Here is a 13941-nt window from a genome sequence, read left to right as displayed (position 1 = left end):
TTGCGCCGTCACACCCACCCGATTTCGCCGGCCCTCCTCGCCCTTCTTCTGGCCTCCCTGCCTTCAGCCTGCCGTCAGCAGCTCATGGCAAGCTCGACCTCGCCATGAAAATTGCCCTCATCTCCGACATTCATTCCAATGCACAGGCTTTCGCCGCGGTGCTCGAGCATGCCCAGGCACAGGGCGTCAATGACTACGCCTTGCTCGGCGATTTCGTCGGTTATGGCGGCGACCCAGCTTGGGTGCTGGACAAGGTGGCCGAGTTGGTCGGGCAAGGTGCAGCGGCCGTCATGGGCAACCACGATGCCGCCGTGGTGCAAGGCAGCTCCAGCAGCATGCGCGAAGACGCGCGTCTGGCCGTCGAATGGACCCATGCGCGCCTGAGCCCGGCTCAGCTCGCTTTTCTGGCCCGGCTGCCGATGAGCGTCACCCGCGAAGACCGGCTCTACGTCCATGCCAATGCCTTCGACCCGGGCGGCTACGAATACATCCAGGGCCGCCTGGAAGCCATGCGCAGCCTGCATGCCACCGAATGCCGCTACACCTTCTGCGGCCATATGCACGAGCCCATGCTTTACCACTTGAGCTTGACCGGCAAGGCGGGTGAATTCACGCCTGCCGCGGGCGTCACCATTCCCTTGCTGCCGAACCGCCAATGGCTGGCCATCCCGGGCTCCTGCGGCCAGCCGCGCGACGGTAACCCGGCTGCCTGCTACGCGATATTCGACAGTACGGCCGGCGAACTCAGCTTCCAGCGTGTGGCCTACGACGCCGAAGCCGCCGCCGCTCAAATCCGTGCCGCCGGCCTGCCCGAGCGGCTGGCGGCCCGTCTGCTGCAGGGCGAGTAGCATCAGGGTAAAAGGCAAGACCTGACCCTATCCCGGCTGGACCACGGCACCCTAGCCTTCACTGGCCTCCGAACAGGACTCTCTTCACCATGCCCAGCTCCGCTTCCGGACCTCTCAGCACCCAGCTCATCGCGCCGCCCCTGGGGCCGCTGGAACCGGGCATGGAGCTGGACGGCTTCCGCCTGGAAGAGCGCATGCACCAGGGCGGCATGGCCCATATCTGGCGCGTCACCCGGCTGCAGCCCAAGCCGGGCGAGGACTTCCCGCTGATCATGAAGGTACCGCGCATCAAGGGCGGCGAAGACCCGGCCACCATCGTCGGCTTCGAAGTCGAGCAGATGCTGATGCCGGCGCTCAAAGGCCCACATGTGCCGCGCTTCGTGGCCCGCGGCGACTGGACACGACAAGCCTATATCGTCATGGAGCAGGTACAGGGTCAGTCCCTGCGCCCGCGCCTGGACGAGGCACCGCTGCCACTGGACGAGGTGGTGGACATCGGCATCCGTGTCGCCACCGCCTTGCAGGACTTGCACCGCCAGCATGTCGTGCACCTGGACATCAAGCCCAGCAACATCATGTTCCGGCCCGACGGCCTGGCCGTGCTGGTGGACTTTGGCCTGTCGCGCCACGACCACCTGCCCGATCTGCTGGAAGAAGAGTTCTCCCTGCCCATGGGCACAGGGCCGTACATGTCGCCCGAGCAGGTGCAATTCGTGCGCAACGATCCGCGCAGCGATCTGTTCGCCCTGGGCGTCATGCTCTACCACCTGGCCACCGGCGAGCGGCCCTTCGGCCAGCCCAGCTCGGTGCGCGGCCTGCGCCGCCGGCTTTACATCGAACCGGTACCACCGCGCGCCATCGACCCCGAACTGCCCCCTTGGTTCCAAGAAGTCGTCTTGCACTGCCTGGAGGTCAAGCCTGAACGCCGCTACCAAAGCGCGGCCCAGCTGGCCCTGGATCTGCAGCAACCCGAGGGTGTGACCCTGACCCGCCGCGCCGAGAAGATGACGGGCAGCAGCAGTCTCAAGACCCTGAAGCGCTGGTTCTTCGCCCTCGGCTCGGAGCCGGCGCCGCAGGCCACCGTCAGCACCCAGGTGACACGCAGCCCCATCATCATGGCCGCCGTCGACACCCAGCACGCCACACCCGCCCTGCTCGACCAATTGCGCGAGACCGTGCGTCGCATCGTTCAGACCGAGCCGGGCGCCCGCTTGGCCTGCGTCAGCGTGATGAAGACCGCCCGAATTGGCATGGACGAGCTGACCGACAAGGATGGCAAGAGCGTGCATGTGAAGCAGCTGATTGCCCTCAAGCACTGGGCGCGACCGATCAGCAAGGCACTGAATCTGGAGGACGGCCGCCTGACCTTCCATGTGCTTGAGGCGCCCGACGCGGCCACAGCCATCATCGAATTTGCAGCCAAGAATGGTGCCGACCACATCGTCATGGGCGCACGCGGCGCCTCGGCCTTGCGACGCTATCTGGGCAGTGTCTCGGCTCAGGTGGTGACACAGTCGGAATGCTCGGTCACCGTGGTGCGTGAGGCGGCTGGCGCCGAGGCCTGAACGGACACCCACAACGGACACCCACGCATGAGCACAACCGAAGGGACGAGCAACCCCTGCATTCCATGCGGCGCCTGCTGCGCCAGTTTTCGCGTGGACTTCGCTCGCGAGGAACTGCAAAGCGAAGGCGGTTGCGTGCCAGACGGTTTGGCGGTCGAACTGACCGCCACCTTGGCCCGCATGCGCGGCACCGACCATGCGCGGCCGCGCTGCGCCGCTTTGGTCGGCACGGTGGGCAAGGCAGCCGGCTGTGGCATCTACGAATGGCGGCCCGGCCCTTGCCGGGAATTCGGGCTGCGCGCGCCCATGGGTATCGGTGATGAGGCCTGCGCACGGGCCCGCGCGCGCCACGGCCTGCCACCGCTGCCCTGAGCCCATCTGACCCAGGCCGCAGCAAGACTCAGTGCAAGCTGGACTTGCGTGTCCGCAACCAGTCAAGCTTGGCGGAATACATCTGCTTCTCACGCTCGTTGCTGCTGTTTTCCAGGGCCAGGGTCATGTGCTTGTGGGCCGCCCTGACGTCGCCCAAGCCGTAGTTGGCCAGGGCCGCCCAAAAGTGGAATTCATGGAAGAAGGCCGAGCGAGCAATCTCGCGGTCAAACAAGGCCTTGGCCTGTTCGAACTCGCCGCGACGCATCGCCGCCACGCCCTGATCAAAGAACTTGTAGGGCGGATGCGGTTGCAGTTCTCGCAGCTTGGCCGCCAGCAGGGCCGACTCCGAACCGGGGCCGCTCTCGTCCAGCACCAGCACCAGATTGGACAAGGCCTGGGTGTTGTCCGGCTCCTGGCGCAAGACATGGCGGAAGCTGGCCTGCGCCAGTTCGGGCAGACCGCGGCGCCGGTAGATCACACCGAGTGTGTTGTAGGCCGCCATCATGCGCGGGTCGGCTTTGAGCGAAGCACGCACCCACCAATAGGCATCGTCGATGGCGCCGGCGGCCAGGCTTTCAGCGGCGCGGTTGTTCATATACATGCCGATCACCGTCTGCTCATCAATCTCCCGGCTGCGCTGGCCGCGGATATCGGCACCTGGCAGAAAGTCGATGGTCAGCTGATCGGCCTCCATGGTGGTGAAGACATGGACTTCGGGCTTGCGGCGCGCCAGGGTCAGATTGACATGTCCGGTCAGGAAGTAAATATCGCCGTGCCGCGACCAGAAGTCCTCGACATAGACGCTCTGATAACGCACCGGCAGCTGCAGATGCTTGGCAAACGCACCGGTCATGATCACCAAGGACAGGCAGTTGCCGCGCCGCTGGTCGAAGGCCTCGGCGGCGTTGCGGGTTCGGTCCGAGTCGTACTCGAGCTGCAGCTGCCCCTTGGTGTAGAGCGAATCGAGCAAGGCATCGCGCGGACCGCGGTTGCGAATCTGGAAGGCGATCTCGCGGTCGAGATAGTCGCGCATGGCCGGGCTCAGGGCGAAGACCTGCTCCGGGTCCATGTTCTTGGTGCTGGGCTTGAAGAGCTGGTCATGGAACAGCTCCTGCATGGGCGCGTGCGGCGGCGGTGCGACCGCGGCGCAAGCCCCCAGCAACAGGGTGCACAGCAAGACCGAAAGCGTACGCAAGGCAAGCATATTCATGGCTCTTCCTTTCCCGAAACCCGGCAAGCCCGCACGAGGCTCCACAAGGCCAGACCCCAGCAAACGGCAGGGTCCAACGCTTCAAAGTGTAGTCATCCGCCTGGCGCCTGCAGCCCCAGATGAATACCCATGACTTCTGGCTGCGCGCGACCATGATTCAAAGCCAGGCTTGCAACCAGCCCAGACCCTCTGCCGTGGCATGAGGCCGCTGGCCGCGAGCGGGCCGGTACTCACAGCCGATCCAGCCCGCATAACCCAGCTGGTCCAGCAGCTGAAACAGGTAGCGGTAGTTCAGCTCGCCGACATCGGGCTCATGACGCTCGGGCACACCGGCCACCTGGATGTGGCCGATGCGGCCACCAGGCAAGTAGTGGCGGATCTTGCTGGCCAGATCACCCTCGCTCACCTGCAGGTGGTACAGGTCCATCTGCACCATGACATGGGGCGAGCCAATCTCGTCCAGCAGTGCGTGTGCTTGCGCCTGCCGGTTCAGAAAGTAGCCGGGCATGTCTCGCTCGTTGATCGGCTCGATCATGATTTGCACGCCCTGCCCGGCCGCTGCCGCTGCGGCATAACGCAGATTCTCCAGGTAGGTGAAATGGCAGTCCTCCAGCCTCTGATTCGAAGGCACGACGCCCGCCATGACATGGATGCGCGAGCAAGCCAGTGCTTTGGCAAAGGCCAGGGCTTGGTGGATGCCAGCCCGGAACTCGGCCTCGCGGCCGGGCAAGCAAGCCAGACCGCGCTCGCCCGCATCCCATTCACCCGGCGGGGCATTGAAAAGCACCTGCTGAAGCTGATTTTCATGCAGCCGGGCGGCCAGCTCTTCGGGCGCAAAGGCATAAGGAAACAGGAATTCAACCGCCTGGAAGCCATCGCGCGCGGCGGCGGCAAAGCGGTCGAGGAAATCCAGCTCCGTGTAGAGCATGGACAGATTGGCAGCAAAGCGGGGCATGGCAGGTCCGGGCAGCAAACGGTTTGGTAACCCGATTGATTGTGTCCCGCCAGGCCGGACTCACTAAGATGCCTGCCATGAAACTCGCACTGATCGCCCACGACGGCAAGAAAAACGAGATGGTCGCCCTGGCGGCCGAGTTCAAGGCCTTTTTGCAGGGCTGCCAGCTGATGGCCACCGGCACCACCGGCGGCCGCCTGGTGGCCGAGCTGGGCCTGAGCGTGGAGCGCCTGCTCAGCGGCCCACACGGTGGCGATTTGCAGATCGGCGCGCGCCTGGCCGTCGGCGAGGTGGATGCAGTGATCTTTCTGCGCGACCCGATGACGCCGCAGCCGCACGAACCCGACATCAATGCCCTGGTGCGCGCCTGCGACGTGCACAACGTTCCCTGCGCCACCAACACGGCCGGCGCCCGGCTGATGCTGGAGCGCTGGACTCAGCTGGGCTGAGGGCGAGCCGACTCAGCGCTCGACCAACACGAGAGCCGTGCGCCCCGGCACATTGACCCGGCCGCTGGCGGCATCCAACGCGAACTCCCGCTTCGGCCGCGGGTCCGCCGCCCCGGGCGCCAGATGCACCGGGTGAAGCGCATAGCGCCGCCCGGCGATCTCGGGCAGCTGCAAGACCTGCGCCTCAGGGCTGGTGTTGAGGAAATAAGCCAGGCGGGCAAAACCCTCGTCCTTCAGGCCCTGGCCGTCGATTTCAGCGGCGAGCACCAGCGGATTCTGTGACGGGCCGGTGTTGAGAAAACGCAGGCGTTGGCGGATCTCGGCCGCACTGCTCAGGCGCAGCAGGCGGCTGCTGGCGCGGATCTTCAGCAGGTCCCGAAAGCCATCGCGCATCCAGGCGATCTCGGCCGGGCCGGGGGCGATGCCCGGGTCGGCCAGCAAAGGCGCCAGCCAGGGGTACATGGCCTGGTTGTCGGCGGCCGGCGGCAGGCCGGTGCCGAAGAAGTTGCGCTGGTAGCTCCAGTCCAGGCGGTTGAACCAGTCGCCCGAGTCGTAGCTGTTGCGGTCCAGCGATTTGGAGCGCATCACATCGATGCCAGCGTGGAAGTAGGCCACGCCCTGGCTGAAGGCCGTCAGCGCCGCGCCCAGCAGCTGCACGCGCGCCCGCTCGGCGCGCGACGTGTCCTGGGGCAGCTTGAGCACATTGATGTCGAACAGGGTCTGGTTGTCATGGTTGTCCACGTAATTGACCACCTCGCCGGGCTCGGAGACGTAGCCGGCTGGCTGATCGCCGTAAGCGATCTGCTCCGCGCGCAGGCGCGGGCCGCGCCAGGTGTCCAGCTCGAAGTCGCGCAGCGAGCCGGCCAGGCCCACGCGCAGCAGGTCGGCGCTGGACATCAGCTGCGTGGCCGCTGCCGGCGTGCCGACATGGCGGTTGGGCGTATATCCCAGACCGTTGAGCCAGCCCTGGTTTTTCAACACATCGAGGCCGTTGTCGCCGGCGCTGCCGCCACGGGCGGCGTCACGGGCGCGGTCGCTGAAGGTACCGATGCCGCTGCCGTTCAGTGAGAGCTGGGAGGCTTGGACAAAGCGGGCGCCGTTGGCCACCTCGCCGAAGTTCCAGCCCTCGCCGATCAGCTGCACCGGCTGGCCGGCGGCCGCATTGACGCGCTGCTGCAGCGCCTCCATCACCGCGCGCGGCTGGTGGGCCATGAGATCGAATCGGAAAGAATCGATGCGGTACTCGCGCGCCCACATCGCCACCGAGTCGATCATCAGCTTGGCCATCATGCGCTGCTCGGTGGCCGTGTTGTCGCAGCAGGTCGAACGCTCGACCTGGCCCTTGGCATCGAGGCGCTGGTAGTAGCCAGGCACGATGCGATCGAGCACCGAATGGCGCCCCTGGCCGCTGGCTGCCGTGTGGTTGTAGACCACGTCCATGCCCACGCGCAGGCCCGCCCGGTGCAGGGCCTGCACCATCTGGCGGAACTCGCGGATGCGGCGCTCGCCGCGCTGCGCATCGCTGGCATAGCTGCCCTCCGGCGCGCTGTAGTGCCAGGGGTCGTAACCCCAGTTGAAGCAATCCTGGGCCGCTTCTTTCATCACCGCGGCCTGCTGGGTGGGGCTGTCGGGTGCGGCCGATTCGGGCACCAGCGGCGTGCGACAGCCTTGCTCGGGCACGCTGGCCAGATCGAACACAGGCAGCAGGTGCACATCGGTCAGGCCGGCCTGAGCCAGGGCGCGCAGGTGGCGCATGCCTTGCGAGCCGGCCTGGGTGAAGGCCAGGTATTTGCCGCGCTGCGCCGGCGGCACGCTGGCGTCGCCGATGGAGAAGTCGCGCACATGCAGCTCGTAGATCACCATATCGGTGGACTGCCGCACGCGGGCCGAGGCCTGGCGATGCGCACGGCGGTCATGCCAACCGGCCGGCTGCAGGCGTGGATCGGCCCAATCGACCACCATGCTGCGCGCCGAATCGGCGCTGAGGCTCAGCGAGTAAGGATCGGTCACCCGGTTGCGCACCCGCCCCAGGCCCGGCACCCAGACCTCGACCAGGTAGCGGTAATAACTGCCGCTCAGATTCGCAGTCAGGCGCTGTTGCCAGAGGCCGCTGCGCGGATCAAAAGCCAGCGCTTCCACGGCCTGCGCCGGGCTCTCGGGCCCAACGTAGCGGCAGAGGAAGACCTGCTGTGCGGTCGGTGCCCAGAGCTTGAATTCCGTCTGGCGCCCCCTTTTCACCACCGCGCCCAGCTCACCCGCCGCTCCGGCCGCATCAGCGTAGAGCGCATCGAGGGCACCCGGCGTCTGCAAGCCGGTGACCGCGAGCACCTGCCCAGCCGCGTCTTCCTTGACCAGCAAGAGCTCGCCACGCAAGAGCTGGGGCAAGCGTGCTTGGTCAGCCGCATTCAGGGCCAGGCGCAAGCCGGGGCCGAAGAATTCGAGGTACTTGAAGCGTTGCGCCAGCTCAGGCGGCAGCGGGGCCTCGCTGGGCGCCAGCTCGATGCGCTGCTCCACGCCCTGGGCTGCCGCTCCTGCTTTGACCTGCACACCACCGCGCGCGCTGGCCAGCAGGGCCACGCGCTCGCCGGGCGCCAGGCTCTGGCCCGGCCATTGCAGCAAAGCGGGGCTCATGGCAAAAGCGCGGGCCTCGGGCGCGGCCATCGCGGCCGGCTGCAAGACGGTGGCTGAATCGGCGCTGTCGCAGGCGGCACGCAACTCAGCGGGCGAAGCCGAGGCCATCGCGGCCCAGGCGGCACTCGACAGCAAGTTCAGCGCGAGGATCAGGCCAAGTCGGGAGGGAGATAGGGAAGTCATCGACAGCAATCCGTTCGGTGCAATGTGTGAAGTCGCTGCGCCCACATGATCCGCAGCCCGACGCCAAAATAGTAGCAAAACTACATCAATAGCAACAGCACGGATTCCATGAGCCTCACAAAGCATCTAAGCTTTTCATCATTGAAATTTTGTCGAGGCGCGCCCCATGAAACGTAATTCAATTACAAAATCTGAAAGCCGCCTTCCAAGGCTGAGACGCGTGCTCCCCAGCCTGGCACTCGGTGCCGCCCTGGTCAGCGGCACCAGCCTGGCCGCCCCGCCGGTGGATCTGTCGCTCGTGCCCCCTCGCCCCAAGGCCAGCACCCTGCCCCCGGGCTGGGAACATGGCGCCTTCATGGAAATCTTCGTGCGCGGCTACCAGGACAGCGATGGCGATGGCATCGGCGACTTGCGCGGCCTGATCCAGCGCCTGGACTATCTCAAAGATTTGGGCATCAGCGGCATCTGGCTGATGCCCATCACCGCCAGCGCCGACCACGACCATGGCTATGCCACCACCGACTTCCGCCGCATCGAGTCCCAGTACGGCAGCCTGCGCGATTTCGACGAGCTGATCCGTCAGGCCCACCGGCGCGGCATCGGCGTCATCATCGACTATGTGATCAACCACGCCTCGCACGAACACCCGCTGTTCCAGCAGGCGCTGAAAGATCGCCGCAGCCCCTACCGCGACTGGTTTGTCTGGCAGGACAGTGAGCCCCAGGGCTGGGACATCTGGGGCAAGAACCCCTGGACCGTGGCCACCTCGGCCGCCGATGGGAGCAAGCTGGGCGCCTACTTCGGCACCTTCGGCCCGCACATGCCGGATTTCAATCTACGCCACCCGGCCGTGCTCGACTACCACCGCAGCAGCCTCCGCTTCTGGCTGAACCGCGGCCTGGACGGCTTCCGGCTCGACGCCGTACCGCACCTGATCGAGAACAACGCCGTCGACTGGAACGACCAGCCCGAGAGCCGCCGCCTGAGCCGCGAGCTGCAAGCCCTGATCAAGCAGTACCCGCGCCGCCATGTGGTCTGCGAAGCGACCGCCAACCCGCAGCAGTACGCCCGCCCCGAGGTCTGCGGCAGCGCCTTTGCCTTCGGCCTGGAGGCGCAGATGATCAAGGCCGCGCGCGGCGAGACCGCTGCCGTGGGCGAGATCGCCCGCATCCTGAGCCAGGCCCCGAGCACCATGGCCAATGTGCTGGCCAACCACGACATCTTTGCCGGCGCGCGCGTCTGGGACCAGCTCGGTGGCGACGAGGCACGTTACAAGCTGGCAGCCGCCAGCTACCTGCTCGCACCGGGCACGCCCTTCATCTACTACGGCGAAGAGATCGGCATGGCCGGCGTCTCGCAGCTGCCCGGCGACGAGCCCCTGCGGGCCCCCATGAGCTGGACGGCTGACATCAGCGGCTTCACTTCCAGCGCCACGCCCTACCGCCCGCTTTCACCCAATGCCGCCAGCCACAACGCCGCCGCGCAGGCGCGCGATCCTGGCTCGCTGCTGAACTTCTACAAAGCCATGATCGCCCTGCGCCGCCAGCTGCCCTCGATCGCGCGCGGCAGCTTCATCCAGGCCCAGACCGAGGATCAGGTCTTGAGCTTCCAGCGGCGACTCGGCGATGAGCTGAGCCTGGTGCTGATCAACTATGGCGAGCAGGCCGCCACGCAGGCGGTCAGCGGCCTGCCTGCGGGCGCCCTGCTGCAGCAGGCCTACCCGAAGACCGCGGCGCAGGCCAGCCTGGGCAGCGACGCGCAAGGCCAAGCCCTGCTGCGGGCACCCGCCCGATCCGTGCAGGTCTGGCGTTTGGATTTACCCCAGAAAGGCCGACCATGAAGCGCCTGCAGCTCGCCGCCCTCCTCCTGGCCGCTACCCTGCTGCCCAGCAGCCGCAGCCAGGCGCAATCTGTGGAGCAGATCGAGCCGCCCAGCTGGTGGGCCGGCATGAAGGAGCCGCGCCTGCAGTTGATGTTGCAGGGCTCGCAGCTCGGCAGCCTGCGCCCGCGGCTCCATCAGCCCCATGCCGGCGTGCGCCTGCTGCCACCCGAGCGCGTGGCCAGCCCGGACTACCTGTTTCTGAACCTGCACATCGCCGCCACCGCCCGGCCGGGCACGCTGCAGATCGATCTGCTGAAGCCCGACGGCCGCGTCGCCCAGCGCCTGAGCTATGCCCTGCAGGCGCGCGCACCCGGCTCGGCCCAGCGCCAGGGCTTTGGCCCCCAGGATGCGATCTACCTGCTGGTGCCCGATCGTTTCGCCAAGGCCGGCGAGAGCGTCTCGAACGCCGAGATGCTCGAGGCCGAAGACCGCAGCCAGCCCGGCGGCCGCCACGGCGGCAACCTCGCCGGCCTGCGCCAGCACCTGGACTACATCGCCGGCCTGGGCTTCACCCAGATCTGGCCCACACCCCTGGTCGAAAACAACAGCGCCAGCTACAGCTACCACGGCTATGCGGCCACCGACTTCTACCGCATCGACCCGCGCTTCGGCCGCAATGAGGACTACCGCGATCTGGTGGCCGAGGCGCGGAACAAAGGCCTGGGCGTGATCCAGGACATCGTGCTCAACCACATCGGCGCCGGCCACCGCTGGATGCGCCAGCTGCCCGAGCCCGACTGGCTCAATCAGTGGCCGGGCTACACCGAGACCCACCATGCGCGTCTGAGCCTGCTCGACCCGCACGCCGCCGCCAGCGACCGCGAGCGCTTTGTCAGCGGCTGGTTCACGCGCGGCATGCCCGACCTGAACCAGCGCAACCCGCGCGTGGCCCGCTACCTGACGCAGATGAGCATCTGGTGGGTGGAATACGCCGGGCTCTCGGGCCTGCGCACCGACACCTACTCCTACTCCGACCGCGGCTTTCTCGCCGACTGGTCACGGCGCCTGATGCAGGAGTACCCGCACCTGAACCTGGTGGGCGAGGAATGGAGCCCGCACCCGGCCGTGGTGGCCTACTGGCAGCGCGGCAAGCGCAATCACGACGGCTACACCTCCCACATGCCCAGCATGATGGACTTCCCTTTGCACGGTGCCTTGCTCGCCGGCCTCAAAGAAGACGACGGCCACGACAGCGGCCTGACCAAGCTCTACGAAGCCCTGGCCCACGATTTCCTCTACCCCGATCCACAGCGCCTGGTGCTGTTCGAAGGCAACCACGACACGCCCCGCTTGTTCAGCGCGCTAGGGCAAGACCTGGCCCTGTGGAAGATGGCCCTGCTCTACCTGGCCACCGCGCCGCGCATCCCACAGTTCTTCTACGGCGACGAGCTGCTGCTCACCAGCCCCGCACAGCGCGACGACGGCCGGGTGCGCGCCGACTTCCCCGGCGGCTGGGCAGGTGATGCAGCCAATGGCTTCACGGGCCAAGGCCTGAGTGCCGAGCAGCAAGAAGCCCAAGCCCTGGTGCGCCGGCTCTTCAACTGGCGCAAGAGCGCCCCAGCCTTGCACGGCGGCCGCAGCACGCACTACGCCCCCATGGACCAGGTCTATGCCCTGTTCCGCCAGGGCGGCGGGCAGACGGTGATGCTGCTGCTGAACAAGGCCAAAGAGCCGCGCCGGGTCGACATGACGCGCTTCCGCGAAGCCTTGGGCAGCCACAGCGAGGGCCGCGATGTGCTCAGCGGCCAGACGCGGCGCTGGGGCGAGAGCCTGGAGCTGCCGGCCCGCTCGGCCCTGCTGCTGGAATTGCGCTGATGCTCTGATGCACTGAGGCGCAAACGCACAAGGGCCTCAGCTGCTGCGCCCCAGCAGCGCCGCCATGCGCGCCAGCTTGGGCTTGACCACCGGCGTGGTCAGCATGGTGCTGCCCACCGCCATCAGCAGCAAGGCGGTGAAGCTCTCCTGGGTGATGATTTGTTTGTCCAGCAGGATGTTGGCGAAGATGATCATGATCAGCGCCTTGGTCTGCAGCAGCCAGCCAATCAGCGAGGCCTCGCCCGGCTGCCAGCGCAGGATGCGCCCGGCCATGTGCACGCCGATCAGCTTGCCCGCGACCGAGGCGACCAAGAGCCCGGCCGCCGCCAGGAAGACCATGCTGCCGCCCACGCCCCAGTTGGTGCGCAGGCCGGTGCTGAGGAAGAACACCGGCATGATGACCAGCAGCACATGGTGGCGCAGGCTGTCGAGCTGCTTTTGATCGAACCAATCGGCATCCATGATGGCGCCGGCCAGGAAGGCGCCGACCATGTAATGCAGGCCCGACCAGTCGGCACCGAAGCCGCACAAGGCCAGCCAGATCAGGCTGACGAACCAGCGGTCGCTGGCACTCAGGCGCGCCATCAGGCGGCGGAACAAGGCGCCCACGATGATGAAGGCCAGCACAAAGGCCAGTTGCTTGCCGACGCGATGCCAGTCCATCAGGATCAAGGCCAACACGCCCCAGATCGCCACATCGTCCACGCTGGCGTAGCGCAGGATGCGCTGGCCAAGCGGACGGCGCAGGATGTCCATTTTTTCCATCAGCAGGATCAGGATGGGCAGGGCCGTGACCGCGCAGGCCATGCCCACGCCCAGTACAAACTGCCAGTCCAGGGCCTTGGGGCCGATCCATCCGCTGCCGGCCAGCATCACCAGGGCCGCGCCGCAACCAAAGAGCAAAGGCATGCCCAGCGCCAGGCCGGCCGTGATGCCGCTCTCGCGCCGGTGCTGCCATGCGGCCTTGAGATCCAGCTCGATGCCGGCGATCCAGACAAAGAGCATCACCGCCCACCAGGCAATGCCATTGAGCGACTGGATCACGGCCGGGTTGAAGACGAATTGGTAGTACTCGGGGAAGGCCGCACCGAGCACACCCGGGCCCAGCAAGATGCCGGCAATGATCTGCACCACCACCAGGGGCGCGAAATGGTCGGTCCTGAACAGCCGCCACACCAAGTAAGGCACGCTCAGGATGATGAGCATGGCGATCAGGAAAATTTCGGTCGTGTTCATGGGCGCAGGAATGAAGAGGCGCGCGAATGGTAGGCGGTCTCCCGAGCGCTTCTGCCTAGGGCTTGCACCGCTGTGGGCGCAGAAAGAACTTGGGTGTAACTGGCGCTGAGGCTGTGGGGGCTCGTGCGGGGCACGGGCGCGTCTCAAGGGCGGGGGTGGCCGGCGGTGCCCGCGAATGAACCGGGGCACGCCGGGGAACGATTCATTCGTTCAGTTACTCGCTCGCCTCCAGCAACTCCAAAATTTCCCGCAGCAAAGTTTCAAATCGACCGCATACCGTTTCCATCAGCTTCGCCGCATCGTCAAAGTCTGGCGCAGCAACAAGCAGCGGCGCTTCAAAGACCGAATACGCCGGCATGACTTCTGGGTTCACCCACTTCGCGCCCCTTAGCTTTTTCCAGTACTGGATCTGAACATCCTTAGTTTGCCCCAGAAGCCACAGCTCAAAGTTTGCCTTTTGATGATTGAAAACCAAGGCGAGCTTGAGCTTCTTGCTCTTGAGATACTCATTCTGCAAGTAGAAGTACGTGAAATCGATGTATCCATGCAGAATGCCCGCAACCGAGAACTCGGCTTGGTATCTTTTCGAGAATTCGGTTCTTAAATTCTGAACCACACCGACCAGGTCTTGGTAGGTTCTTTGAAGTTCGCCGCTGGAAAATGCACTTTTGTAGGCGGGTATGCGGGCGTTCAGACTTCGACTCGACACCAGAGGTTTCCTCCAAAATCAATCAGGGCAACTTAATATTTAAGACTTGACCCCGAATTTGTATGACCCCGAATTTGTACGGGCGTT

General features: G+C 65.9%; 11 protein-coding genes. 6 read left to right on the top strand and 5 right to left on the bottom strand.

Going from position 1 to position 13941, the window contains the following annotated elements; all coding sequences use genetic code 11:
• Positions 1-104 precede the first annotated feature (104 nt).
• The 3 genes from LNV23_RS17435 (at position 105) to LNV23_RS17425 (ending at position 2785) form a co-directional block, all read left to right on the top strand.
• Positions 105-848, top strand: a complete 744-nt coding sequence (locus LNV23_RS17435; protein ID WP_263564154.1) for a metallophosphoesterase family protein — start codon at positions 105-107, stop codon at positions 846-848.
• 89 nt (positions 849-937) lie between these two features.
• Positions 938-2413: a bifunctional serine/threonine-protein kinase/universal stress protein gene (locus LNV23_RS17430; RefSeq protein WP_318023253.1), complete on the top strand. Its 1476-nt coding sequence runs from the start codon at positions 938-940 to the stop codon at positions 2411-2413.
• Between the two features lie 27 nt (positions 2414-2440).
• Positions 2441-2785, top strand: coding sequence for a YkgJ family cysteine cluster protein (locus LNV23_RS17425; RefSeq protein ID WP_263564153.1), 345 nt, complete (start codon positions 2441-2443; stop codon positions 2783-2785).
• A gap of 28 nt (positions 2786-2813) precedes the next feature.
• Here the strand turns inward: LNV23_RS17425 and LNV23_RS17420 are convergent, their stop codons facing one another.
• Positions 2814-3995 (bottom strand): tetratricopeptide repeat protein, encoded by a 1182-nt coding sequence (locus LNV23_RS17420; RefSeq protein WP_263564152.1) that lies wholly within the window; start codon positions 3993-3995, stop codon positions 2814-2816.
• Positions 3996-4152: 157 nt separating this feature from the next.
• Positions 4153-4950, bottom strand: a complete 798-nt coding sequence (gene otnI / locus LNV23_RS17415; protein ID WP_263564151.1) for a 2-oxo-tetronate isomerase — start codon at positions 4948-4950, stop codon at positions 4153-4155.
• Positions 4951-5018: 68 nt separating this feature from the next.
• Between otnI and LNV23_RS17410 the strand changes: the two genes are divergently transcribed.
• Positions 5019-5399 carry a methylglyoxal synthase gene (locus LNV23_RS17410; RefSeq protein ID WP_411910592.1) on the top strand — a complete coding sequence of 127 codons (381 nt, stop codon included), beginning with the start codon at positions 5019-5021 and terminating at the stop codon, positions 5397-5399.
• 12 nt (positions 5400-5411) lie between these two features.
• Here LNV23_RS17410 and pulA read toward each other — a convergent pair whose 3' ends face one another.
• Positions 5412-8213, bottom strand: a complete 2802-nt coding sequence (gene pulA / locus LNV23_RS17405) for a pullulanase-type alpha-1,6-glucosidase (protein ID WP_263564149.1) — start codon at positions 8211-8213, stop codon at positions 5412-5414.
• 220 nt (positions 8214-8433) lie between these two features.
• Here pulA and LNV23_RS17400 point away from each other — a divergent pair, with 220 nt between their 5' ends.
• Together LNV23_RS17400 and LNV23_RS17395 are read left to right on the top strand one after the other, a co-directional pair.
• Positions 8434-10053: an alpha-amylase family glycosyl hydrolase gene (locus LNV23_RS17400; RefSeq protein ID WP_263564148.1), complete on the top strand. Its 1620-nt coding sequence runs from the start codon at positions 8434-8436 to the stop codon at positions 10051-10053.
• Positions 10050-11909 carry a glycoside hydrolase family 13 protein gene (locus LNV23_RS17395; RefSeq protein WP_263564147.1) on the top strand — a complete coding sequence of 620 codons (1860 nt, stop codon included), beginning with the start codon at positions 10050-10052 and terminating at the stop codon, positions 11907-11909. The genes LNV23_RS17400 and LNV23_RS17395 overlap by 4 nt, the downstream gene beginning before the upstream one ends.
• A gap of 36 nt (positions 11910-11945) precedes the next feature.
• On the opposite strand, the gene LNV23_RS17390 is transcribed toward LNV23_RS17395, so the two are convergent.
• Together LNV23_RS17390 and LNV23_RS17385 are read right to left on the bottom strand one after the other, a co-directional pair.
• Positions 11946-13145 (bottom strand): cation:proton antiporter, encoded by a 1200-nt coding sequence (locus LNV23_RS17390; protein ID WP_263564146.1) that lies wholly within the window; start codon positions 13143-13145, stop codon positions 11946-11948.
• Positions 13146-13359: 214 nt separating this feature from the next.
• A complete protein-coding gene (locus tag LNV23_RS17385) occupies positions 13360-13854 on the bottom strand; it encodes a DUF7000 family protein (RefSeq protein ID WP_263564145.1) in 495 nt (164 codons plus the stop codon).
• Between the last annotated feature and the right edge of the window lie 87 nt (positions 13855-13941).

Origin of the sequence: Kinneretia sp. DJ1R-11, assembly GCF_025717595.1 — a bacterium.
Classification (GTDB): Bacteria; Pseudomonadota; Gammaproteobacteria; order Burkholderiales; family Burkholderiaceae_C; genus Paucibacter_A.
The sequence above is the reverse complement of the archived record's forward strand: the minus strand, read 5'-3'. Positions and strand labels throughout refer to the sequence as shown.